This is a genomic window from Dactylosporangium sp. NPDC005572 (genome assembly GCF_040605515.1).
Classification (GTDB): Bacteria; Actinomycetota; Actinomycetes; order Mycobacteriales; family Micromonosporaceae; genus Dactylosporangium.
In genome coordinates this window covers 1-23,679 of the sequence record NZ_JBEXCY010000186.1, presented here as the reverse complement: position 1 = coordinate 23,679, position 23,679 = coordinate 1, and the positions used below count along the sequence as shown (strand labels likewise).

Sequence of the window (23,679 nt, the reverse complement as noted above, 5' to 3'; positions counted from 1 at the left end):
TCCAACCCTTCCAACGACTCGGCGACCGCGACAACGCCACCGGCGTCGGCCTCGGACTCGCCCTGTCCCGCGGCCTCACCGAGGCCATGGGCGGCACACTGCTGCCCGAGCACACGCCGGGCGGCGGCCTCACCATGACCCTCGCCCTGCCCAGCGCCGACCGCGCCGGCCTCGACGGTGTCGACCCGGCGCTGCTGGCCCACCTGGACGCCGGGCGCACCGGAAAGGAAGTCCAGGCGTGAGTCCGGTCCGCGTCCTCATCGTCGACGACGAGCCGCAGCTGCTGCGCGCGCTGCGGATCAACCTCCAGGCCCGCCAGTACGAGGTGGTGACCGCCGGCGACGGCACCACCGCGCTGCAGGCCGCCGCCGCCGAGCACCCCGACGTCGTCGTGCTCGACCTCGGCCTGCCCGACCTCGACGGCATCGAGGTCCTCCGGACCCTGCGCGCCTGGACCCCGGTACCGGTCCTCGTCCTGTCCGGCCGGCTCGGCAGCAGCGAGAAGGTCGCCGCCCTCGACGCCGGCGCCGACGACTACGTCACCAAACCGTTCAACATCGACGAACTGCTGGCCCGGCTCCGCTCGATCATCCGCCGCCGGCCCGAGCCCGAGGCCGTGTCGATCGTGCACATCGGCGACTACGCGATCGACCTCGTCGCCCACGACGCCCGCCACACCGACGGGCGCCGCCAGCACCTCACCCGCACCGAGTGGCGGATCCTCGAACTGCTCGCCCGCAACCCGGGCAAGCTCATCGGCCACCGGGAGCTGCTGCAGCACGTGTGGGGTCCGACGTACCACGACCAGACCCACTACCTGCGGCAGTACATGGGACAGCTGCGCCGCAAGCTCGAACCCGAACCGGCCCGCCCGCGGCACCTGCTCACCGAGCCGGCGATGGGCTACCGGTTCCAGCCATGACGCGCCGGCCCCGGTGGCCGCCGCGGCCGCGATCGAGGTTCACGACGCGGGGACTATGCGGGGCCGCCGGCCTCGCCGGGTCGCGCGGCGTCGAGGGCGGCACCGGTCTGGTCGGCGAGCGTGACGGCGACGAGCCGGGCCTGCAGCGGTACGGCGGCACCGCGGGTCGGCTGGAGCATGAACCGCCCATAGAACCGTCCACCGGCGGATGCCCGCAGTTCGACCTCCTCGTCCGGGAACTCGTCCCGGTTGAGGCTCCTGCGGACGCGGCCCTGGGTGATGCTGCCGTCGCGTTCCAACCGTGCCGGATGGCCGAGCAGGGTCCCGTACTCGAACCGGCACCCCTGCAGGTGCAACAGGTCAACCAGCTGCGTCCGCACCTCGCTGACCACGGCGCGGCTCTGGGCGCCCGACTGGACCAGCGCCGCGGTGTGCTGGATCTGCGCCAGCTGGTCGGCGTCGGTGATCGCGACCAGGTGCAGGCGGCGGGCCCGGGCCGCGAGCTGCGAGACCGCCAGACCCACGACGAGCAGCAACGCCGCCGTGGTGATGTCGGCCGACGCGGCGATGGTGAGCCGTCCGTAGGGTTCGGTGAGGAACAGGTCGAACCACGCCGCGGCCGACAGCGCCGCAAGCGCACCGGCCAGGCGATTCCCGATGGCGGCCACCGCCACCACGACCACGACCAGGACGAGCGCCGCGTTCGCCGCGGACAGGCTGCCACGGATCGGGATCAGCGCCGCGGCGACCACGAGCGGTGCCACGACGGCGGCGGCCAACGCGAGCATGTCTCTGCCGGAGTACCTGGGCATGGGCACACCCCCTTGCCTTCCGGTGCGACCGTACCGCGCGCGGCGGTCGCGACCACCGGCACCGCCGGTACTCACCCGCGACGGGGCACGCCGGGCCCGCCCACCCGCGGGGGTTATCGTCCGAGCTTGCGCCGGACCATCCCGACCACCTGGCTGACCTCCTGCACCCGCAGGACCGCGGCCGTGCCGAGGTACGCCACGGCGATCACCGTGCCGCCCACCAGCAGCTGCAGCAGCGCCTCCCCGCGGCCGTCCGGCGACCCGGCGCCGGGCAGCATGCGCACCACCAGCAGGCCCAGCACACCGGCGACGGCCGAGGCGGCGAGCACCTTGCCGAGGGCGAGCGCGACCGAGCCGAGGTTGAGCCGGCCGATCCGGCGGCGCAGCACGCTCAGCGAGATGATCGCCGACACCAGGTACGAGAGCGCGTTGCCGGCCGTCATACCGGCCGCGGACAGCGACCGGTCGAGGACCGCCGCCAGCGCGAAGTAGGCCCCGATCCGGACCGCCACGACCGGCAGGTTGATCAGCGCGACCGTCTTGTTGTCCTGCAGGGAGTAGAACGCGTAGGTGCACAGGTAGCTGATCGAGAGCGGGAGCACCGCGAACGCGGCGACGACGAGCACGCTGCCGGTGGCCAGGGCGGCGTCGTTGCCGTACGCACCGCCCTGGAAGAGGGTGACGGCGATCGGGACGCCGAGCACGCCGTAGACGACGGCGATGGGGGCCAGCGCCGCGGCGGTGAGCCGGATGCCGCGGCTCAGGTCCGCGCTGACGTCGGCGTACCGGCCCTCGGCCGCGGCGGCGCTCATCTTCGGCAGCAGCGCGGTCATCACGGAGACGCCGATGATCCCGTGCGCCATCATCGTCAGCAGGAAGACGTTGTTGAACGCCAGGACGCTGGCGCTGCCCTGGCCGGCCACCCGGGTCAGGATCCGGACCACGACGAAGACAGCGACCTGGTTGGCGGCGACGTAGCACAGCATCCAGCCGGCCAGCTTGCCGATCTCGCGCAGCCCGAGCGAGCGCGGGTCCCACCGCCACTTCCAGCTGAACCCGACCTTGCGCAGCGCCGGCAGCAGGCCGATTGCCTGCACCACCATGCCGAGCAGCGTGCCGAGGCCGATCAGCGCGACCCGGCCGCTTGTCATGTCCTCGGGTTGCAGGCCCTTGGCGGTACCGAAGACGACGATGAAGACGCCGCAGGTGGCGATCACCACGAGGTTGTTCAGGATCGGCGCCCACATCGGGGCGGCGAAGTGGCCGCGCACGTTCAGCACCGCGGCGATCAGTCCGGACAGGCCCGTGAAGAAGATGATCGGCAGGATCAGGTACGCGATGTGGGTGACCAGGTCGCGGTAGGGCTTCGAGGTGGCGTCGCTGGACTGGATCGCGGTGATCAGCGGGGCGGCGGCCACCACCAGCACCGTCGCCACGCCGAGCGACACCACCGCGAAGGTGAGCAGCTTGCGGGTGAACTCCAGCCCGCCGTCCGGGTCGGCCTTGCGGCGGCGGACCAGCAGCGGGATCAGCACGCTGGACAGGATGCCGCCGAGCAGCAGCTCGTAGATCTGGCCCGGGAGGAACTGCGCGCTGGTGTACGCGTCGCCGATACCGGCGCCGAGCGTCATGCCGATCAGCGCGTTGCGGACGAACCCGATCACCCGGCTGACCAGGCTGCCGATCGCCATGATCGCGCTGTTGCCGGCGGTGCCGCCTGAGTCGGACGCGTCGGCTCCGGCCGCCGGGGCGTCCGGCGGCGGCGCCGCCCGGTCCGGCGCGGGCGCTGCGCCCGGCAACTGCGCGACCGAGATCAGGGTGACGCCGTCCTCCACCCGGAGCTCACCGTCCGGCGCGGCGTGCGCGCTGCGGTACAGACCGCCGTTCAACCAGGCCTCCCGAGCTGTCCGATCACCGCAGTCGCACGCAGCAGCCCCGACGCGAACGCGGATACGAGCATCGTCCAAACGCCACATCATAAGGAAGAGCCGCTGACGAAATATCTACGCGTCTCTTGCCGATACGCCACCGGGACGCGGGCCGGGTGTCGGCTCCGCGGCGCCGCCGCCCACGCCTCTTGACGCGGACACAATAGCTCAGCGAATATTGAGTCAATGAACTACGAGCTTTCGTTGTTGCGGACGCGGGCCCCCGAAGACAGGACCTCCAACCTCGTGAACCCGACCCTGTGGCGGCGCCTGCTCGCCGAGTTCACCGGCACCGCGATGCTGGTCACCGCCGTCGTCGGCTCCGGCGTCATGGCCTCCCGGCTCACCGCCGACATCGGCCTGCAACTGCTGGAGAACTCCGTCGCCACAGCGCTCGCGCTCGGCGCGCTCATCCTCACCTTCGGCCCGGTCTCCGGCGCGCACTTCAACCCCGTCGTGTCCGCTGCGGACTGGTTCCTCGGTCGCCGCACCGGCACCGGCCTGGCCGGCCGGGACCTCGCCGGATACGTCGCCGCCCAGGTCGCCGGGGCGATCGGCGGCGCGGTGCTGGCCAACCTCATGTTCAAGCTGCCGGCCGTCGACCTCGCCACCAAGGACCGCACCGGCAGCGACCTCTGGCTCGGTGAGGTCGTCGCGACCGCGGGACTGCTCCTGCTGATCTTCGCGCTGGCCCGGTCCGGTCGCGCAGCGGTCGCACCGGCGGCGGTCGGCGCGTACATCGGCGCCGCCTACTGGTTCACGTCCTCGACGTCGTTCGCGAACCCGGCCGTCACGATCGGCCGCGCGTTCTCTGACACCTTCGCCGGGATCGCGCCCGGCTCCGTCCCGGGATTCGTCGCCGCCCAGCTCGCCGGGCTCGCCATCGGTGTCGGGCTGCTCCTCGCGCTCTACCCGTCCGCCGGCCGCGCCGCCGGTGACGTTCTCGTCGCCCAGCACGGCAACCACGGAGGAACCAGCAGATGAGCACCAAGCCGACCGTCCTGTTCGTGTGCGTGCACAACGCCGGCCGGTCCCAGATGGCCGCGGGCTGGCTGCGTCACCTCGCCGGCGACACCGTCGAGGTCCGCTCCGCGGGCTCCGAGCCGGCCGACCGGATCAACCCCGTCGCCGTCGAGGCCATGCGCGAGGTCGGCATCGACATCACCGCCAACACCCCGCGCAGGCTCGACTGGGAGACCGCCGAGTCCTCCGACGTGCTCATCACCATGGGCTGCGGTGACGTCTGCCCGGTCTTCCCGGGCAAGCGGTACCTCGACTGGCAGCTCGACGACCCCGCCGGCCAGAGCATCGAGGCCGTCCGCCCGATCCGCGACGAGATCCGCCGCCGCGTCGAGCAACTGCTCACCGAACTGCCCGTCGCCGCGGCCTGACCGCACTGGGCTCGGTCGGCGGCCGGGCCCGATCGATCGCTCGGCGAGGTGATGCGCCTCCGCGTCCGCCGCCGGCATGGTCGAGACGGTGGATCCATGGTTCAGGATTCCGTTAGTTCATTATCCGATGTACCGTCGGATCGTGGAGACGATGACGCACGGGGAGGTGCTCGCCCGGTTCGGCCATGCTCTGTCGGATCCGGTGCGGTCCCGGCTCCTCCTCGCACTCCGGGACGGGCCGGGCTACCCGGCGGAGCTGGCCGAGCTGATCGGGACGAGCCGGCAGAACCTGTCCAACCACCTCGCGTGCCTGCGCGGCTGCGGTCTGGTCGTGGCGGTGCCGGAGGGGCGCCGGTCCCGGTACGAGCTCGCCGATCCGCGGCTCGCCCACGCCCTGGGTGACCTCCTCGGCCTGGTCCTGGCGGTCGACCCGGCCGCCTGTCCGGCCGCCGAGCACGACGGGTGCTGCTGATGAGCCTGCCGTTGCGTGTCGCGCCGTCGCCCGCGCGCCGGGCGGTGCTGAGCCGGCGGGTGCGGCTGTTCGTCGCCGCGACGATCACGTACAACGTCGTCGAGGCGGTCGTCGCGATCACCGCCGGCACCGTCGCGTCATCCACCGCGCTGATCGGCTTCGGCCTCGACTCCGTCATCGAGGTGTCCTCGGCCGCCGCGGTCGCGTGGCAGTTCGCCGGCCCGGACCCCGAGCAGCGGGAGCGCACGGCGCTGCGGGTGATCGCCGTGTCGTTCTTCGCCCTCGCCGCCTACGTCACCGTCGAGTCGGCCCGCGCGCTGGTCGGCGGCGACCGGGCCGAGCACTCCACCGTCGGCCTCGTCCTCGCCGCCGTCTCGCTGGCGGTGATGCCGGTGCTGTCCGCGGCGCAGCGCCGCGCCGGCCGGGAGCTCGGCTCGGCCTCGGCGGTCGCCGACTCCCGGCAGACGCTGCTCTGCACCTACCTGTCCGCGGTGCTGCTGGCCGGCCTTGCGGTGAACTCGCTGTTCGGCTGGTGGTGGGCCGACCCCGCCGCGGCGCTGGTGATCGCCGCGGTCGCGGTCAAGGAGGGCCGGGAGGCGTGGCGCGGCGACGCCTGCTGCAGCCCGGGCGCGGCGCTGCGCCCAGCCGCGGCGACGGGCGACAGCGACGGCTGCGCAGATGGATGCTGCGCGACGGACGAGGCCCGGCAACGCGCCGCCGGCTAGCTCGATGCGGCGGCGATGGGCCAGGGCGGGCCGGCCCGCTTACGTCGAGGTGGGCGAGCACGACATCTTCCGCGACGCGTCGATCGCCTGCGCCCGCGGGCTGCGCGCCGCCGGGATCTCGCGCGAGCTCCACGTCCACCCCGCAGCCCGCACGGCCACGACTGGATTGACCCCGGCGCCTCGGTTGACAGTGAATAAGCTTAGGCTAGCCTAATCTCGTGCCAAGGGTGCTCCCGGTCGATGTGGCGCTCCCGCGTCCGGATCGGTGTGTGACCGCATGGAATCGCCCTACCTGACCTTCCGCGCGCAGGTGCGGACCCTGACCCGGCTGAGCCCGTCGTTCCTGCGGGTCACCTTCGCCGGCGCGGACCTGGAACGGTTCGCCGACCACGGGCGCGACCAGCGCATCAAGCTCATCTTCCCGGCCCCCGCGGGCGGCTACTCGCACCTGCCGGAGGGCACGGACTGGTACGCCCGCTGGCGTGAACTGCCCGAGGAGCACCGCCCGCCGTTCCGGACCTACACCGTGCGGGCCGTGCGGCGCGAGGCGGGCGAGGTCGACGTCGACATCGTCCTGCACGGCGACGGCGGACCGGCCGCGCGCTGGGCCAACCGGGCCGCGGTCGGCGACGACATCCGGCTGCTCGGCCCGAACGCGCACTTCTCCGGCGACCCCGGCGGCATCGAGTTCCATCCGCCCCACGCCGAGGCGCCGCTGCTGCTGGCGGGCGACGAGACCGCGGCGCCGGCGGTCGCGTCGATCCTGGCCGGGCTGCCGGCCGCGATGCGCGGTGAGGCGTTCCTGGAGGTGCCCTACGCCGCCGACGCCCTTCCGATCGCCGCCCCCGCCGGGGTCCGGGTGACCTGGCTGGCCCGCGAGGGCGCGGCACACGGCTCGCTGCTCGTCCCGGCGGTGGCCGAGGCGGCCGGCCGGCTCGCGCCCGGGCGGAACGCGGCCGCCGACCTGGACGAGATCGACGTCGATGCGACGATCATGTGGGAGGTGCCGGCGCCCGCCGAGTCGCCGGCCGGGGTCTACGCATGGCTGGCGGGCGAGGCGGGCGTCATCAAGGCGCTGCGCCGGCACCTGGTCGCGGAGCAGGGCTGGGACCGGCGCTCCGTGGCCTTCATGGGCTACTGGCGGATGGGCCGCGCAGAGTCGGCGTGAGGTTCGTACCTCGTCGATCACCGTCAGCGGCGCGACCCGTCACCCGATCGTCGTCGCGACCGGCGACGACACCGACCAGGTTCCGGGCGTGGTGTTCGACGTGACCGACGACGATCTCGTCGCCGCGGACGGCTACGAGGTCGATGGCCGGCGCGGGACAGATCCACCACACCGTGACGCCGATCAGCTACGAGGACGTCAACGAGAAGCTGGAGGCGCTCGCCCGCGGTGACGTGGTGGGGCGCCAGGTCCTCGTGTGGGACTGAACGGTCGCGGCCGTCATGTCCCCGGGTGCGACCACGGCCAGCAGCCGCGGCGGCGCTCACCCGGCTTTTCCGAGGCTCGCGTCACCCGCGCCGCCCGGCGATGAGCGTTCGCCGGCACGCCGCACAGCCCGTTCGGGCCCCGGTCGCGCGGCAGGCATCTTTTCACCGCTACGGGGAAGCTACGGTCCGGCAAATCGCGCCGGCCAACGCGACGACCGCCGGAGGTGGGGGTGCCCGTCGATCCGGACTATCTGTGGCAGGCACGGCAGATGCAGGCGCTGTCGTTCGCCGTGCACATTCCGTTGGTGTGTTTCGGGATCGCCTTCCCGGCGATGGTGCTGTTCTGCGAGTGGCGCTCGCTGCGCACCGGCGACCCGGTGCTCGCCACGTTGGCGCGGCGCTGGTCGAAGGTGATGCTGGCGCTGTTCGCCGTCGGTGTGGTGACCGGCACCATCCTGAGCTTCGAGCTGGGCCTGCTGTGGCCGCAGTTCATGGCGAGGTTCGGCGAGGTGTTCGGCCTCGGGTTCACGTTGGAGGGCTTCTCGTTCTTCATCGAGGCGATCTTCATCGGGATCTACGTCTACGGGTGGGACCGGCTGCCGCCACGGCTGCACCTGCTGTGCGGCGTGCCGATCGTCGTGGCCGGGGTGACCGGCTCGCTGTTCGTCATCGCGGTCAACGGCTGGATGAACCACCCCACCGGGTTCACGATGCGCGACGGCGTGGTGGTCGACGCCGATCCGTGGTCGGCGCTGTTCGGCAACAGCTACTTCTGGCACGAGTTCGTGCACATGTACTTCGCCGGGTACATCGTGGCCGGGTTCGCGGTGGCCACGCCGTACGCGTGGGCGATGCTGCGGGGCCGCCGGGGCCGGTACGAGCGCACGGCGCTGACCGTGGCGATGTCGACCGCGGCGGTCGCCGCGCCGCTGCAGGTGATCGTCGGCGACTGGGCCGCCCGTGAGGTGGCGCAGCACCAGCCGGTGAAGCTGGCCGCGCTGGAAGGGCTGGGCCAGACCACGCGGGGGGCGCCGGAGCACCTGGGGGGCTGGTACAACGGGCACGAGGTGGTCTACGGCATCGAGATCCCGCGGCTGTTGTCGCTGCTGGCGCTGCACGACCCCAACGGCACCGTCATGGGCCTCAACGCGGTGGGCGCCGACGAGGTGCCGCCGGTCAACGTGGTCCGGTTCGCGTTCCAGACGATGGTCGGCATCGGCACGCTCCTGGCGCTGCTGGGCCTGCTGTTCCTGTACGTGCGGCTGCGGTACCGGCGGCTGCCCCGGTCGCGCTGGTTCTACCGGGCCGCGGTGGCGGCGGGTCCGTTGTCGATCGTGGCGCTGATCGCCGGCTGGGTCACCACCGAGGTGGGCCGCCAGCCGTGGGTCGTGTACAACGTGATGCGCACCACCGAGGCGGTCACCGGCGCGTCCGGGATCCCCGTCGGGTACGGCACCCTCGTGGTGGTCTACCTCGGCCTCGCCGCCGCGGTCGGGTGGCTGCTGCACCGATTCAGCCGGGTACCCGTCGAGGTGCACGACGATGGCTGAGGTCCCGATGGTGTTCATCCTCGCCGGCCTCGCCGCGTACACGGTGCTGGCCGGCGCGGACTTCGGCGCCGGCCTGTGGATGCTGCTGACCCGGCCCGGCCGGGTCGGCCCGGCCGTGACCCGCGACCATGCCCGGCACGCCATGGGGCCGGTGTGGGAGGCCAACCACGTGTGGCTGATCTTCGCGCTCGCCGTGTGCTGGACCGCGTACCCGGTCGCGTTCGGTTCGATCGCCTCGACCCTTGCCGTGCCGCTGTTCATCGCCGCCGTCGGGATCATCCTGCGCGGGGCCTCGTACGCGCTGCGCGGCCAGCTCGGCGGGGCCCGTGGCCGGCACCTGGTCGAGGCCCTGTTCGTGATCTCCTCGATCCTGACGCCGTTCGCGCTGGGCGCCGCCGTGGGCGGCATCGCCTCGGGCCGCGTCCCCGTCGGCAACGCGGCCGGCAACCTCGTCACGAGCTGGCTCAACCCGACCTCGGTCGTGATCGGCGCGCTGGCCGTGGCCACCGGCGGCCACCTCGCCGCCGTCTACCTCGCCGCCGATGCGCACCGGCTCGGTGAGCGGAGCCTGGAGGCCGACTTCCGGGCCCGCGCGCTCGGCTCCGGTGTGGTCGCGGGTGCCCTCGCCCTGACCGGCCTGCTCGTCGTGCGCGTCGACGCCCCGGCCCTGTACGACGGGCTGACCGGCGACGGGGGTGCGATCATGGTCGGCATCTCCGCCGCGGCGGGACTGGCGACCCTGATGCTGGTCTGGCGGTACCGGTTCGGCATGTCGCGGGCCACGGCGGCGCTCGCCGTGGCCGCCATCGTGGCCGGCTGGGCGTTGGCCCAACGCCCGCGGGTGCTGCCCGGCCTCAGCATCGAACAGGCCGCCGCCGGCCGGGCCACGCTGCTGGCCGTCATCGTCTCCGTTGCCGTCGGTGCGGCGGTCCTGGTGCCGTCGCTGTTCCTGCTGTTCCACCTGTACCTCCGGGGTCGCCTGGATCCGGCCGCCGGGCCCGGTGCGGCCGCCCGAACCCGGCCGGCGAGCGGCCGCGACGCCCGCCACCGCACGGCGCAGGCCGTCGTCGCCGCGGCCACCCTGCTCGCGGGTGTAGTGCTGACCAGCGTCATCGGCTCCGGCTGGCCCCTCGTCCTCGGCGTCGTCTGCCTGATCGTCTGCGCCGTCGCCACGTTCGGCCTGGTGACCACGGACATCACCGAAGAGGGGAGCAACGGCCGTGCCGCTGTCCGACGAGACGGATGACGCAGAGCGCCGGATGATGGGTGCAGTGCCCGGCGAGCCCGCGCTCGGCCGCGGCCCCGCGGAGCAGGGCGGGCACTCGCGCCACGAGTATCACCATCCGGCCGCCGGGTGGGGTGCCGCACGCAGCGTCGCCGAGGTGCTCAGGCGCGCCGGGGAGCCGGCCGAGGGCTTTCGCGCGCTCTTCGTGATGAACCAGGAGGACGGCGGCTTCGACTGTCCGGGCTGCGCCTGGCCCGACGATCCGAACGGCCTGCACCTGGACATCTGCGAGAACGGTGTCAAGCACGTCACCTGGGAGCTCGCCCGGGCGAACGCCGACCCCGCCTTCTTCGCCGCGCACACGGTGAGCGAGCTGGCGCAGTGGAGCGACCACGATCTCGAGGCGGTGGGGCGGCTCGCCGAGCCGGTGCAGTACGACCCGGCCAGTGACACGTACCGGCCGATCTCCTGGGACGACGCCTTCGCGCTCGTCGGCGCGACGCTGCGGGCGCTGCCCAGCCCCGACCAGGCGTCGTTCTACACGTCCGGGCGGCTCAGCAACGAAGCGACGTTCCTGTACCAGTTGTGGACCCGCGAGTTCGGCACGAACAACCAGCCGGACTGCTCCAACATGTGCCACGAGGCCACCGGCCGGGCGCTGACGGCCGCACTCGGCACCGGCAAGGGCACCGTCGACCTGCACGACTGGGAGGAGGCCGACGCGATCTGGGTGATGGGCGACAACGCGGCCTCGAACGCGCCGCGGATGCTCACGTGGCTGGCCGAGGCCGAGCGGCGCGGTGCACAGCTCGTGCACATCAACCCGCTGCGGGAAGCCGCCTCGCGGCGCACGATCGTCCCGCACGAGTTCGCCGACATGGCCACCTTCCGCACCACCCGGATCGGCACGATGAGCGTGCAGGTGCGCATCGGCGGCGACCTGGCGCTGCTGCGCGGCGTCGCGAAGGCCGTGCTCGAGACCGCCGCGCACGAGCCCGGCGTGCTCGACCAGGAGTTCATCGACCGCCACACCCACGGGTTCGGCGAGTACCGCGAGCTCGTCACGGCCACCCCCTGGCCGGAGCTGGTGCAGGGTTCCGGTGTCGCCCAGCCCGAGATCCGCCGGCTCGCGGACTCCTACCTGCGCTCAGAGCGGGTGATCATCGCCTGGTGCCTCGGCCTCACCCAGCACGAGCACGGCGTCGACACCGTCCGCGAGATCGTCAACCTGCTGCTGATGCGCGGCAACATCGGCCGCGAGGGCGCGGGCCCGTGCCCGGTCCGCGGGCACAGCAATGTCCAGGGCAACCGAACGTGCGGTATCAACCATCGGCCGGACGCGGGGTTCCTCGACCGGCTCGCGGCGGTGTGCGGGATCCGGCCGCCACGCGAGCACGGGCTCGGCACGGTCGAGACGATCGAGGCGATGCACCGCGGTGCCGTGCGGGTCTTCGTCGCGCTCGGCGGCAACTTCGCCCTGGCCAGCCCGGACCTGCAGTACACCGCCGAGGCCCTGCGCAACTGCGAGCTGACCGTGCAGGTGAGCACCAAGCTCAACCGCAGCCATCTCGTGCACGGCCGCCGCGCGCTCATCCTGCCGTGCCTGAGCCGCACCGAGCGGGATCGCCAGGCCACCGGCGAGCAGGGCGTGACCGTCGAGGACTCGATGGCGATGGTGCACATCTCCCACGGCATGAAGGAGCCCGCCTCGCCGCAGCTGCGCTCCGAGCCCGCCATCATCGCCGGCCTCGCCCGGGCCACGCTGCCGGACAGTGGCACGCCCTGGCAGGACTACGTGGCCGACTACGACCGCATCCGCGACACGATGGCCCGCGTCTTCGACGGCTTCGAGGACTTCAACCGCCGCGCCCGCCATCCACACGGCTTCAGGATCGCCCAACCGGCCCGCGAACGGGTCTTCCAGACATCGTCCGGGCGCGCCGAGTTCTCGCACCCGGCGCTGCCGCGCGACACCGATCCGGGCAGCGGACGCCTGCTGCTCACCACGATCCGCTCCCACGACCAGTTCAACACCACGATCTACTCCAACGACGACCGGTACCGCGGCCTCAAAGGCCTGCGCACCGTCATCTTCATGAACGACGGCGACATGCGCGACCGTGGTCTCGACGAGTTCGACCTCGTCGACGTGACCAGCTTCTCGAAGGACGGCACGCGGCGCACCGTCCACGGGTACCGGGCCGTCCGCTACGACATCCCGCCCGGCTGCGCGGCCGGCTACATGCCGGAGCTGAACGTGCTGTGCGGGATCGCCGACGTCAGCACCCAGAGCGAACAGCCGGTGACCAAGCACCTCGTGGTCGAGGTCATACCGGCGCCCGCGCCGCGGACGTCACGACCCGGCGCGCGGATGGAGAGCGCCGGCTGAGCCTGCCCGACCCTCGACGAAGGTGTGGGTCAGGGTGCGGGCGAGCAACCGGCCGGCTTCGTCGGCGGTGCTGCGTCCGACCAGCACCTCCTCGTTGGCCGCGCGGCCGAGCCCATGGATCATCGCGTACATCCACGCAGGCGGGAGATCCACGCGGAGCTCGCCCCGCTCGGCGGCCTCGGTCAGCCAGATCAGCAGCGGCTCGTCGGCGGCGGGGTGGCGCAGCGGCGCGTCGGTGACCTTGCCGGGACGGTTGTCGAGGAACCGGTAGCGTCCGCCGACCCGGATGATCCCGGGGCCGAGGCGGTCGAAGACCTCGGCTGCCGTGGCGTCCGGTGTGATCGCGGTCGTGACGACGGCCCGCTCCTCCTCGACGACGAGGTCGATGAGCGCCTGGATGAGGTGTTCACGGGCCGGGAAGTGCCGGTAGACGGTAACCCGCGCCACGCCGGACTCCGCGGCGATCTCCCGCATGCTCGCCTCCGGGTCGGTCGCGAGTATCCGGATCGCCGCGGCGATGACCGCGTCCCGGTTGCGCCGGGCATCCAGCCGCGGTGTCGGTTCGGTCACGTTGAGATCACTGGCGTCGCCCACCGGTAAATGATACAACGTGTCTCAACTGATACAGCGTGTCTCATTTTTGGAGGGCGAGTGGGCGGGATCGAAACAACGGGCAGCAGTCCGTCGAGGCGCAGGCAACGGATGACCCTCGTCGCGGTGGCGCTGGGTGTGGTGATGGTCAGCCTGGACGGCACGGTCGTCCACATCGCCAACCCGACGATCGCCCGCGACCTCGGCTCGTCGATGACCGGCCTGCAGTGGGTGACCAACGGCTACCTGCTCGCACTGGCGGTGACGTTGATCGTCGGCGGCAAGCTCGGCGACAGGTTCGGCCGGCGCAGGCTCTTCGTGATCGGCGTCGCCGGCTTCGCGCTTGCGTCCCTCGGGTGCGCCGTGTCGCCGTCGACCGCCGCACTGATCGTCTTCCGCGTGCTGCAGGGGCTTGCCGGGGCGTTGCTGGTGCCGAACACCCTGGCGATCCTCAGGTCGACGTTCCCGTCGTCCGAGCTGAACCGGGCCATCGCGACGTGGAGCGCCGCATCGGCGCTGGCCGCCGCCGCCGGACCGATCATCGGCGGGCTGCTGGTGGAGTACCTGTCCTGGCCGGCGATCTTCGTGTTGAACGTCCCGATCGGGCTGGCCGCCGCCGCGTTGGCGGTCCGATGGGCCGACGAGAGCCGTGCCCCGGGCCGCGCCGACCGGTTCGACATCCTCGGTGCCGCTGTGCTGGCCGGGGCATTGTTCGTACTGGTATGGGCATTGACCGGCGCGACCGGGCACGGATGGGGGTACTGGGTCGCCGGCACGGCCGCGGCGCTGGCACTCCTCGCGGGGTTCGTGCTTCGCCAGCACCGTTTCCCCGCCCCGATTCTACCGTTGTCGCTGTTCCGTTCCCGGGCACTGTCGGTGGGTGTCGTGCTGCTGGTGACCGGCAACGTCGCGCTGTACGGGGTGCTGTTCTCCATCGGCCTCTACATGCAGAACGTGAACGGCCATACGCCGCTGGGGACCGGCGTCCGCCTGCTGCCGCTGATGGCGATGTTCATGGTCGGCTCGCCGCTGGGCGGACGCCTGACCGAGCGGCTGGGTTCGCGCTGGCCGCTGGCCCTCGGGATGGCGCTGCTCGCGGCGAGCTTCTTCGGGCTGGTCGGCCTGTCCGCGGACTCCCCGTACGGCCGGCAGTGGCCATGGCTGATGCTGCTGGGCCTCGGCATGGGGATCGTGGTGGTCGCCGGGACCGAGGCTGTCGTCGGGACGGCTCCCGTGGAGCACAGCGGGGTCGCGGGAGGCCTGCAGACCACGGCGAACCAGCTCGGTGGCGTGCTCGGCACCACCGTGTTCGGTACGGTGATCGCAGCGATCGTCGCGCGGACACTGCCGGCGGAACTCCACGGCGCCGGCGTCCCCGACGCGGTCGCGGAACAGGTCGTCACCCGCATGGGCCTGGCCGAACAGGGCATCGCCCCACTCGGCGCACAGCTGAACGACCTGGCCGCGACGATCACGCAGGCAACGGAGCGCGCCTTCATGTCGGGCATGCACACGGTCATGTGGATCGGCGCCGGCATCGCACTCCTCAGCGCGCTCCTGGCGTTGTTGATCCCGGCCCGCCGCCAGGGCCAGGCCGCGGCGTAGCGGGTTCGCCGGCCGGGTCACGACCGTCCCATGTGGACCACAGCCCGTGGCGACCGCCGGGTGGTTCGGAACTCGGGGATACAGAAAAGTCCGCTAACAATTGATCGGGAACCGGGCGGTGGATTTCGTCACATCGTCCCGCCGCGAACTGAAGATACGGCTGACGCATCAGTAGTACCTGGCACTTCGGCGTCTTTGGCGTGTCTGTATGGAGGTACCCCGGCCATACTTTCGGTCCCGATCCCACACCCACCGCTCCATTGCGCAGGTAGCGGCTCAATGCCATTGTCCTGTGATCGTTGATATTGGTGCATTACCACCGTTCACCGTGGGCCGCAGGTCGAGGAGGGGACGTGACGGATGCCCGACCGGGACGACGCCGACTCCGCCCGCCAGCCGAGACGGCTCTGGTGGTCAGTGCGGCGTCACCGGCAGGGCGCGGGGAGCCCGCCGGTCGCGGCGAGCGCACCACCGGCGGGCAACGCACCACCTGCCGGGAGTGCGCCGGCCGGGCCCGGCCGGACCCTCATCGACGATCAGGTACCGCCGCAAACGCCAGATCCGGCAGACGTCGAACGGGTCGCAACAGCCGAGGCCGCCCAGGTGCTCGGCGAGCCATCCCAGGACGTGCCACAACACCTCCGCCCCGCCGGGCGGCATCGAGCTAGGACGGACGGAGCACCGCAGATGAGCAAACAGGAAGACCTCTTGCGGATCATCACCGGGATCCGGCGCGCGATCCCCGAACTGCACGGCGTCATGATCGCCTCGACGGACGGCCTGTCCATCGCCCACGACTTCCCGGAGCCCGAGGCCGAGAGCGTTGCCGCCATGGCCGCCACGGCGCTCGGCCTCGGCCAGCGCATCACCGAGCGCGCCCACCTCGGCAACCTCATGGAGACCGTGGCCCGCGGCGACTACGGGTACATGGTGGTCTACGGCGCCGGCGAGAACGCCGTGCTCGTCATGTCGGGCCCGACCAACTCCAACCTCGGCCTCATGCGCATCGAGGCCCGCTCCGCCTCCGCCCAGATCAGCCAGGTCCTCAAGTAGACAACGGAGCCTGTCAATATGGAGAGCACCCACCTCGTCGCTCGCGCGGCCATCGGGCAGATGCCCCCGGAGTTCCGGTTCAAGGCCGAGGACGGGGCGCTGATCTACAAGTACCGCGACGTCCTCATGTCGCTCCAACCGGCGTTCGTCGACGGTTTCTACAGCCACGTGTACTCCCACCCGCCCACGGCCGCCATCTTCCGCGACGGCGAGCGGCCGGAGCGGGAGGCCACCCTCGCGAACTGGTGGCTGCGCACGGTCAACGGTCCCCTCGACGACGACTACTTCGCGTGGATGGCCATGGTCGGGCTGGTCCACGTCGTGCGCGGGGTGACCAACCCGATGATGCTGGCGATGACCGACTACATCGTGCTGTTCGTGTTCGAGCACCTGCCCGCGCTCGCGGCCGGGACCGCCTCGGTGGGCAACCACTCGGACTCGCCGCTGGAGGCCGCGCAGGCCAGCGCCGAGGTGTTCGAGCTCAGCTCGGCGTTCTTCCGGCTCAGCGCCACGGTCGGCGCGGTGATCGCCCACGGGTACGACGAGGCCGTCGCCTCGGCGATGTTCAACATCGCCGGCATGCAGAAGGCGCTGCTGGAACGCCTGCGCGACCAGGAGGTCTCGGCGGCGCTGCAGGCGGCCCGCAAGGAGCTGCAGGGCTGAGGACGTGCCGCCGGCGGCAGCACGGTCCCGCCGCCGGCCTCAGCGCTGCTGGTAGGGCACCAGCGGTACCAGTTGCTCGGCCGTGACCCGGCTCTGCTGCAGCAGCAGGCCGAGGTTGACCTTGGCGTCCGCGGTGACCGCCATGACGTGCCGGTCGGCGATGGCCAGCACGCACACCACGGCCTCGGTACTGCGGATGACGCAGTCGATGAAGACCCCACCACCGACGGTCGCGCCCACCTGGCTGCCGAGGGCGAGGATCGTCGCCGACAGGGCGGCCTCGTGCGGCTCGCTCTGCGCGCGGTCGCCCTCGAACATGGGCAGGCCGTCGCTGGTCGCGAGCATGACCTGCCGGACCAGGGGTACCTCGGCCCGCAGGTTCGCCAGCACCTGCGCGACCTGCCCGGTCGAGGCGGGATGGTGGCGGCTCGTAGCAGGTGTCATTTCGACCGTTACCTTCTCAGTGAGTAAATGTGACTCATGATTGGCAGTCGTCCGTTGCCGGGCGACGTTGACCGGATGGCCCGGTCTTGGCGCTTCACGGCCCGCTGCCCGGCCCGCGGGTGCAGGTCTTACGGGTCTTGCGTGGGCTCCACGTCCTGTTTTTGCGTCGCCCGGCAACTCCAGGTCGACGTGCCGCACGAGCGCGGCAAGATTCCGTGCGGCGTTGACGTCCCGGTCCAGGGACAGCCCGAACGTGGTGCAGTTGAAGGTGCGCTCAGCCAGCGACAGTTTGGGTTTCACCGTCTTGCAGGCGGAGCATGTCTTGGAGCTGGGGTACCACCGGTCGGCGACGTGCAGCGTGCTGCCGTACCAGCGGGTCTTGTAGCCGAGGTGCCGGCGCAGCGTCGCCGGGGCGGCGTCGGCCAGGGACCGGGCCAGCTTGTGGTTGCGGACCATGCCGGCCACGTGGAGGTCCTCGACCACGATCGTGGTGAACTGCTGTGCCAGGCGAGTGGTGAGCTGGTGCCACGAGTCGGCGCGGACGGCCGCGACTGTGGCGTGCAGTCGGGTCACGGTCGCTTGTGCCCGCTGCCACCGGTTCGACGCGGCCCGTTTGCGCCTGGCCTGCGGGTCGTAGGGGCCGATCCGCCGCGCGGCACGACGTTGGGCCTTGCCGAGTTTCTTCAACACGGCGTTGAACGGCGCCGGGTTCGGCACCAGTTCGCCGGTGGACAGCACCGCCAGGTGCTTGACCCCGGCGTCCACCCCGACGACACGGCCGGCCCTCGGCGCGTGCGCCGGCCGCCCGAGCGTGCGCTGGACCGCGACCTGGAACGAGCAGAACCACCGGCCGGCGGTCTCGCTGACGGTGGCGGACAGGATCGTCGCCGCGCCCGCCTGCACCCGGCGGGCCAGCTTGCGGGTCGACTCGTGGGTGCGGATGCGACCCAGCCGGGGCAGCACCACATGCCGATAGTCAGGGTCGACCCGGATCGCGCCGGTGGTGAACCGGACCGACCTGCGGCTGTGCTTCTTCTTGGCGCGGGGCCAGCCCATCCGGCGTCCCTTACGGGCACCGCTGCGTGACGCGTGCCAGTTACCCAGAGCGGCGGACAGGTTGGCCAGGCCGGTGTTGAACGCCTCCTTGGAACATTCCGCCCACCACGGCGCCACCCACACCTTGATCTCGTTCCAGGTGCGGCGCAGGTCCGGCAGCGACCAACCCTGCCACGGCGTCAGGTCCGCCTCGGCCACCCCGTAGCTGGCCTCGGCCGCGCGCTGCGCCTGCACCGCACCGACCCGCCGCAGCATGTGGTTGTACGCAAACCGGGCCGCGCCGGTGTTACGGCGCAGCCCCAGAACCTGGACGTCACCCGGGTCGAGTGCGAACCGGTACGCCTGAACGACCCAACCGGCCGGCGGCTCGTACCGCTTCACGACTCGTCCTCGACGGTGGCGGTGGCCACGGCGCGGCTGGCCCGGTTCGCCGCAGCGCGGCGGCCGTACAGTCGGGCGCACAGACCAGTGAGGATCTCCGTGACGTCCCGCACGAGGTCGTCGTCCACCTCGGCTGGATCGACCACCACCAGCCGGCGTCCCTGCGCGGCCGGTGCCACCGCAACATACTCGGCCCCGAACCGCGCGAACCGATCCCGATGCTCTACCACGATCGTCGACACGGCCGGGTCGCGCAGTGGCCCGAGAAACTGCTTGCGCCGTCCGCTCAGCGCGGAGCCGACCTGGGTTACCACGCGCGAGACAGCCACGCCCTGCCCGGTGACCCATGCGGTCACTCGGGCGACCTGCCGGTCCAGGTCGGCTCGCTGGTCGACCGCCGACACCCGGGTGCAGCCGACGACCTGACCGTGCTGCGCGTCGTCGGCCACCTCCACCATGGTCGTGCCGGACGGAAGACTCCGAGCGGGCACCGGCATGATCCCCGCACGAAACCAGCAATACGCGGTCTGCGGGTGCACGCCGTTACGGCGCACCCACTCGGCAAGCTTCACAGAATGACACTTTTCGTATGTCTGCTCACGGACGAGCGAGCAGTTGTCCACCCTCCGGTCTGGGCCACGGGCGCGTCCTCACCCTGCCCGGACTTGCAGTGACGTGTGCCGGGCGATCTCGAGGAAGAGCGTGAGCAGCACCTCGATCGCGGAGGAGCGGTCGCGCGGGTCACAGGTGACGACGGGTACGTCCGGGTCGACGCCCAGGGTCCGGGCGAGCCGGGTCAGGTCCGTGCCGGGGCCGGCGCGGTTGACCGCGACGACGTGCGGGAGCCCAGCCCCGGCGGCCAGGGTGCCGTCGATGACGACCGCCTCCCGCCACGTCTCGGGGTCGCTGGCGTCGACGAGCATGACGTACCCGAGGGCGCCCTGCGCCAGGATGCGCCACATGAAGTCGAATCGGGCCTGGCCCGGGATACCGAAGAGGAGCAGTTCCACGCGGCCGGTGTCCGCACCCGCGTCGATGGCGAACCGGCCGAAGTCCATCGCGACGGTCGTCGTGGCCTTCGTCTCGGTGTCGTCGCTGGGGACGGTCTCCGTCGACACGACGCCGTCGTCGGCGACGCTGCGGATGAACGTCGTCTTGCCCGCACCGTAGGCGCCGGCCACGACGACCTTGATCGAGGTCGCGGGTATTGCATGCATGTTCTGGCTCGCCATCAGAGGTTCTTCAGCCGATCGATGATGCGGCGCAGGATATCGCTGGGAACGACCGTGGGGGCGCCGAGTGATGTCCCGGCGGCCGTCAGCGCCGCCTTGCGCCGTAGCTCGGCGAGCTCGCCGGCCATGGCCTCGTGGTCGTCCTCGCCGGGCTGGTCGCGCAGCTGGGCGATGCCGGCCAGCGATGCTCCGGGAATGCGCTTGGGATAGCGGTCGGCCGGCGCAGAGACCGGCGCTGTGGCGGCTGCGCGTGCCGCGGGCCGGGGCGTGAGGACCGGGCAGTGCTCCGCGCCTTCCACCACGACGCCGCGGGTCCGCAGTACCCTCGCCGCGGCGGGCCAGGCGCGCTCGGCGGCGACCGCGGTGAACCCGCCGAGCAGCATGGCCCGCACGGCGCGCCACTCGTCGTGGTCGAAGACCGCCTGCCCGCCGGGGCCGGGCCCCGGGCCGAGGGCGAGCCGCGCGTGCGCGTCGATCCAGGAGTACGGGACGGTCGCGGCACCGGACACGGCGGCATCGCAGACGGCGGCGACGTCGGCCACCGGCGCCCGCATCGGCGCTCTCGGCTGCCCGAGCAGCTCCGGCGTCGCCGGGATCGTCGTGGGGTCGGTCGCGGTGCCGGCCGCGACCAGCAACGCCTGCAGGTCGTGGGCGAGGCCCCGGACACATTCGGTACCGCCGCAGCCGAGCCCGATGACGTGCGCGTCGGCGACCACGAGCGACAGCGGACGCGCCGGGTCGGGAGCGATGACGATCGGCAGCGGCGAGGCGGCGGCCCAGTGGAGCAGGCGACTGAGCGCAGAGTGTTGGCGACTGTCCGTCACGGCAGGTACCTCGGCCTCAATGGAGACCACCGCGGTGCCGTATCGGCCGGGCGTCCGTCACGTATCCTCCTCAACCCCGTGGACTTCCCCGCGCGACCGAATTCCCGGACCGTGCAACATTCGATCACAGGACATTGACATCCGGTCCGCCACCAGCGCAAGGGCGCGGCCGGTCAGGCCCGCGACTCGGTCGGCGCCGGAAATGGGCCGAACGTATGGGCGCGTCGCGTACCCAAGGACATCACCGGAACCGTGTGGTGAACTGTCCGTGTCGGGTTCGTCGTTGTCGTCGTTGAGGGCAGGCGTTGATGACCGTGGGCTTAGGCTTCCTCGCCGGCCTGGCCGTGCTGTTCCTGCTGCTCGCGGTGGTCGTCGGGTTCCTCGGCGGACGGCTCGCCAGAGCGCACGGCCACGCCGGTCGCCCGGTCGACGGCTGGGAGGCCGTCGAGGACGCCAAGGCCGCGGGCAGCGAGCGGGAGCGGCGGCTGCGGGCCGAGGTGGCGGATCTGCGGGCCGCGGTGGTGAACGTCGCCGACCGCAAGGACGCCGAGATGGGCCGCCTGGAGACCGCGGCGATCGAGGCCCTCGAGTCGACCAACGCGGCGTTCCGGGAGCGCATCGCGCTGCTCGAGGACGCGCTGCGCGCCACGGCGTCGGTGGTACAGGAGCAGGACCTCCAACTGGCCGAGCAGCAGCACCGCATCGACCGCCTGCGCTCGGCGCTGGCCGAGCGCGACCGCCTGCTCGCCGAGCACCCGGTCCAGGCGCGCGACCACCGGGTCTGACCCGGTTCGAGCGGAGCACCCACGCCACGTGCCGGGGGCGCTAGCATTCAGGGTGGGGGAGTACCTCGGCAGATCGCTCCGGTCACCACGAGCGGCATGAGCGCTTTCGGACGGTTGCCCGCGTGGGCGGGTGAGGGAGACCCGAACGCAGCTCACGTTCGGGGGTCCCGTGATCAATCACCCGGCGCTCGCCGTCCCACCGGATTCCATCGGGTCGCCACAGCTGTGGACGATCACCGTGCTGGTGCTGCTGGGCCTGCTCGCCGCCGACTTCGCCGTCACCCGCCGCCCGCACGAGGTGGGGATGCGGGAGGCCATGGCGTGGACCCTGTTCTACCTGAGCCTGCCCGTCGCATTCGCGCTGCTCGTCTGGTCGGTGTTCGGGTCGACCCCGGCGCTGGAGTTCTTCACCGGCTACGTGCTGGAGAAATCGCTGTCGGCGGACAACCTGTTCGTGTTCATGCTGCTGCTGGCGGCGTTCGCGGTGCCGTCGGAGCTGGCGCAGCGGGTGCTGCTCTACGGCATCGCCGGCGCGCTGGCGCTGCGCGCGGTCTTCATCGCGGCCGGCGCCGCCGTGCTGAGTACCGGGGCCTGGGCGTTTCTGCTGTTCGGGACGGTCCTGCTGGTGATGGCGGTCAAGGTGGTCCGGTCAGCGCTGCAGGAACGCGGCTACCAGGTGCGGGTCAACGATCTACGGGTCGTCAGGCTGCTGCGCAGGCTGATGCCCGTCACCGCGGACTACGTCGGCCCGCGGTTGCTGGGGCGGGTGGCCGGGCGCCGTGCGCTGACACCGATGGCGCTGGTGGTCGCGGCGGTGTTCATGACCGATATCGTCTTCGCCTTCGACTCCGTGCCGGCCGTCTACGGTGTGACCAGTGATCCGTACCTGGTCTTCGCCACGAACGCGTTTGCCCTGCTGGGGCTGCGGGCGCTGTACTTCGTGCTGCACGGCTCGTTGCGCTCGCTGCGGCATCTCAACCACGGCCTCGGGATCATCCTCGGGTTCATCGGCGTGAAACTGATCGTGCAGTGGGCGCACGACACGTGGCCCGAGGTACCGGAGATTCCGACCCTTTTGTCACTGCTCGTCGTTGTCGTCGCGCTTGCTACGGTCACCGCGACGAGCCTGGCCGCCGATCGGCGCGATCGCATGCGGCGTGCAGCGGGCGAGACGGCGCGCTGACCGTCTCGATCGGCTGTGCGGCGTGCATCGGTCGTCACGCTCGGACGGGTGCGCGGGCGTGCCGGACGACCAGGACCGGGCAGGCCGCGTGGTGCAGCAACTGCTGGCTGACCGACCCCCGCAGCAGCCCGGTGAACCCGCCGCACCCCCGTGAGCCGACCACCATGAGCTGCGCCTGCTCGCTGAGCCCGACCAGCGTCCGCGTCACCGGCCCGACCCGTACCTCCTGCCGCACCGCCACGTCCGGGTGACACAGCTGGCTGCTGGAGCACTCCTCGGCCGCGTCGGCCGCGTACGACCTGGCCACGGACGGTATGCCGGCCTGCGGCTCATGGCACACCCGCACCGCCAGCAGGTCACACCCGCGCTGCTCGGCCTCGACGAACGCCGCTTCGACGGCAGCGGCGGCCGCATGGGATCCGTCCATGCCGAGCACCACCGGCCCCGGCCGGCGCTCCTGTCCCCGCACCACGAGCATCGGTGTATCGACGTGGGAGCTCACGTACACGGCGACGGAACCGAGCAGCAGGCCGCCGAGCCCGCCGAGCCCGCGGTCACCGAGCACGAGCAGGCTCGCCCTGCGGGCCGCGCGGAGCAGGACACCCGAGGCCGCGCCGGTGACCAGCTCGGTGGTCACCGTGACGGCGGCGTCCGTCCTGGCAGCCGCGCCGGCGGCCTGCGCCAGGATCCGTTCGGCGTCGTGTCGCAGCCCCCCGTCGGGCACCGCATCCGAGGCGCCGACGTTGACATGCATCAGCGGCCAGATGAACGCGTGGACGATGTGCAGATCCCGGCCACGCCACGCCGCTTCCCGGGTGGCCGCCTGCACGGCGGTCAACGCCTGGTCTGAACCGTCGACCCCGACCACCACCGGAGCCTGATCCGTCACGGTCATCGACACCACCTCGCCCGGCACCCATTATCCACCGATTCGGGCGAGTTTGCGACCCGACTACGCTCCACGCTGCCGCCCGCACGCTCTGTCAAAACCGTTCACGCCGAAGCCTCGACCGG

The 23,679-nt window shown here is 71.8% G+C and carries 24 protein-coding genes; 16 read left to right on the top strand and 8 right to left on the bottom strand.

The annotated features are described in order from the left end of the window. A partial coding sequence (locus ABZS66_RS48180; RefSeq protein WP_354769777.1) for an ATP-binding protein occupies positions 1-242 on the top strand: 242 nt, incomplete at its 5' end. Continuing rightward, the gene (locus ABZS66_RS48175) at positions 239-922 is read left to right on the top strand and encodes a response regulator (RefSeq protein ID WP_354769776.1); all 684 of its coding nucleotides are present in this window, start codon (positions 239-241) and stop codon (positions 920-922) included. The genes ABZS66_RS48180 and ABZS66_RS48175, both read left to right, overlap by 4 nt. Before the next feature lie 53 nt (positions 923-975). Here the strand turns inward: ABZS66_RS48175 and ABZS66_RS48170 are convergent, their stop codons facing one another. Continuing rightward, the gene (locus ABZS66_RS48170; RefSeq protein WP_354769775.1) at positions 976-1,734 is read right to left on the bottom strand and encodes a DUF4118 domain-containing protein; all 759 of its coding nucleotides are present in this window, start codon (positions 1,732-1,734) and stop codon (positions 976-978) included. A 113-nt stretch (positions 1,735-1,847) separates the two neighbouring features. Next, a complete protein-coding gene (gene murJ, locus ABZS66_RS48165) occupies positions 1,848-3,623 on the bottom strand; it encodes a murein biosynthesis integral membrane protein MurJ (RefSeq protein ID WP_354769774.1) in 1,776 nt (591 codons plus the stop codon). A gap of 225 nt (positions 3,624-3,848) precedes the next feature. Between murJ and ABZS66_RS48160 the strand changes: the two genes are divergently transcribed. From ABZS66_RS48160 to ABZS66_RS48120, 9 genes are all read left to right on the top strand, one after another. Then, positions 3,849-4,646, top strand: coding sequence for an MIP/aquaporin family protein (locus ABZS66_RS48160; protein ID WP_354769773.1), 798 nt, complete (start codon positions 3,849-3,851; stop codon positions 4,644-4,646). Beyond that, positions 4,643-5,053 (top strand): arsenate reductase ArsC, encoded by a 411-nt coding sequence (locus ABZS66_RS48155; protein ID WP_354769772.1) that lies wholly within the window; start codon positions 4,643-4,645, stop codon positions 5,051-5,053. Before ABZS66_RS48160 ends, ABZS66_RS48155 begins: the two co-directional genes overlap by 4 nt. A gap of 127 nt (positions 5,054-5,180) precedes the next feature. Then, positions 5,181-5,525, top strand: coding sequence for a metalloregulator ArsR/SmtB family transcription factor (locus tag ABZS66_RS48150; protein WP_354769771.1), 345 nt, complete (start codon positions 5,181-5,183; stop codon positions 5,523-5,525). Further along, a complete protein-coding gene (locus ABZS66_RS48145; protein WP_354769770.1) occupies positions 5,525-6,250 on the top strand; it encodes a cation transporter in 726 nt (241 codons plus the stop codon). The genes ABZS66_RS48150 and ABZS66_RS48145 overlap by 1 nt, the downstream gene beginning before the upstream one ends. 277 nt (positions 6,251-6,527) lie before the next feature. Further along, positions 6,528-7,418, top strand: coding sequence for a siderophore-interacting protein (locus ABZS66_RS48140; RefSeq protein ID WP_354769769.1), 891 nt, complete (start codon positions 6,528-6,530; stop codon positions 7,416-7,418). Between the two features lie 143 nt (positions 7,419-7,561). Further along, positions 7,562-7,684, top strand: a complete 123-nt coding sequence (locus ABZS66_RS48135; RefSeq protein WP_354769768.1) for a hypothetical protein — start codon at positions 7,562-7,564, stop codon at positions 7,682-7,684. Positions 7,685-7,914: 230 nt separating this feature from the next. Next, positions 7,915-9,234, top strand: coding sequence for a cytochrome ubiquinol oxidase subunit I (locus ABZS66_RS48130; RefSeq protein ID WP_354769767.1), 1,320 nt, complete (start codon positions 7,915-7,917; stop codon positions 9,232-9,234). Then, positions 9,227-10,480: a cytochrome d ubiquinol oxidase subunit II gene (locus ABZS66_RS48125; protein WP_354769766.1), complete on the top strand. Its 1,254-nt coding sequence runs from the start codon at positions 9,227-9,229 to the stop codon at positions 10,478-10,480. The genes ABZS66_RS48130 and ABZS66_RS48125 overlap by 8 nt, the downstream gene beginning before the upstream one ends. A 25-nt stretch (positions 10,481-10,505) precedes the next feature. After that, positions 10,506-12,848, top strand: coding sequence for an FdhF/YdeP family oxidoreductase (locus ABZS66_RS48120; RefSeq protein ID WP_354769765.1), 2,343 nt, complete (start codon positions 10,506-10,508; stop codon positions 12,846-12,848). Here ABZS66_RS48120 and ABZS66_RS48115 read toward each other — a convergent pair. Beyond that, entirely contained in the window at positions 12,813-13,442 is a 630-nt protein-coding gene (locus ABZS66_RS48115; protein ID WP_354769764.1) for a helix-turn-helix domain-containing protein, read from the bottom strand. The genes ABZS66_RS48120 and ABZS66_RS48115 overlap by 36 nt on opposite strands. Before the next feature lie 108 nt (positions 13,443-13,550). On the opposite strand from ABZS66_RS48115, the gene ABZS66_RS48110 reads away from it, so the two are divergent. From ABZS66_RS48110 to ABZS66_RS48100, 3 genes are all read left to right on the top strand, one after another. Beyond that, positions 13,551-15,044 carry an MFS transporter gene (locus ABZS66_RS48110; protein ID WP_354769763.1) on the top strand — a complete coding sequence of 498 codons (1,494 nt, stop codon included), beginning with the start codon at positions 13,551-13,553 and terminating at the stop codon, positions 15,042-15,044. Positions 15,045-15,731: 687 nt separating this feature from the next. Then, positions 15,732-16,097: a roadblock/LC7 domain-containing protein gene (locus tag ABZS66_RS48105; protein WP_354769762.1), complete on the top strand. Its 366-nt coding sequence runs from the start codon at positions 15,732-15,734 to the stop codon at positions 16,095-16,097. 18 nt (positions 16,098-16,115) lie between these two features. After that, a complete protein-coding gene (locus tag ABZS66_RS48100; protein WP_354769761.1) occupies positions 16,116-16,760 on the top strand; it encodes a protoglobin domain-containing protein in 645 nt (214 codons plus the stop codon). A gap of 39 nt (positions 16,761-16,799) precedes the next feature. Here the strand turns inward: ABZS66_RS48100 and tnpB are convergent, their stop codons facing one another. The 4 genes from tnpB to ABZS66_RS48080 form a co-directional block, all read right to left on the bottom strand. Then, complete coding sequence (gene tnpB, locus ABZS66_RS48095) at positions 16,800-18,641, bottom strand: IS607 family element RNA-guided endonuclease TnpB (RefSeq protein ID WP_354769760.1); 1,842 nt, start codon at positions 18,639-18,641, stop codon at positions 16,800-16,802. Then, positions 18,638-19,213: an IS607 family transposase gene (locus ABZS66_RS48090; RefSeq protein WP_354769779.1), complete on the bottom strand. Its 576-nt coding sequence runs from the start codon at positions 19,211-19,213 to the stop codon at positions 18,638-18,640. The genes tnpB and ABZS66_RS48090 overlap by 4 nt, the downstream gene beginning before the upstream one ends. A gap of 78 nt (positions 19,214-19,291) precedes the next feature. After that, positions 19,292-19,858, bottom strand: coding sequence for an ATP/GTP-binding protein (locus tag ABZS66_RS48085; protein ID WP_354769759.1), 567 nt, complete (start codon positions 19,856-19,858; stop codon positions 19,292-19,294). A 14-nt stretch (positions 19,859-19,872) separates the two neighbouring features. Beyond that, positions 19,873-20,697, bottom strand: a complete 825-nt coding sequence (locus ABZS66_RS48080; RefSeq protein ID WP_354769758.1) for a hypothetical protein — start codon at positions 20,695-20,697, stop codon at positions 19,873-19,875. Between the two features lie 308 nt (positions 20,698-21,005). Between ABZS66_RS48080 and ABZS66_RS48075 the strand changes: the two genes are divergently transcribed. Further along, entirely contained in the window at positions 21,006-21,482 is a 477-nt protein-coding gene (locus tag ABZS66_RS48075) for a hypothetical protein (RefSeq protein ID WP_354769757.1), read from the top strand. Between the two features lie 172 nt (positions 21,483-21,654). Continuing rightward, positions 21,655-22,665 carry a TerC/Alx family metal homeostasis membrane protein gene (locus ABZS66_RS48070; protein WP_354769778.1) on the top strand — a complete coding sequence of 337 codons (1,011 nt, stop codon included), beginning with the start codon at positions 21,655-21,657 and terminating at the stop codon, positions 22,663-22,665. Between the two features lie 34 nt (positions 22,666-22,699). Here the strand turns inward: ABZS66_RS48070 and ABZS66_RS48065 are convergent, their stop codons facing one another. Next, positions 22,700-23,560, bottom strand: a complete 861-nt coding sequence (locus tag ABZS66_RS48065; RefSeq protein WP_354769756.1) for a universal stress protein — start codon at positions 23,558-23,560, stop codon at positions 22,700-22,702. Positions 23,561-23,679 lie beyond the last annotated feature (119 nt).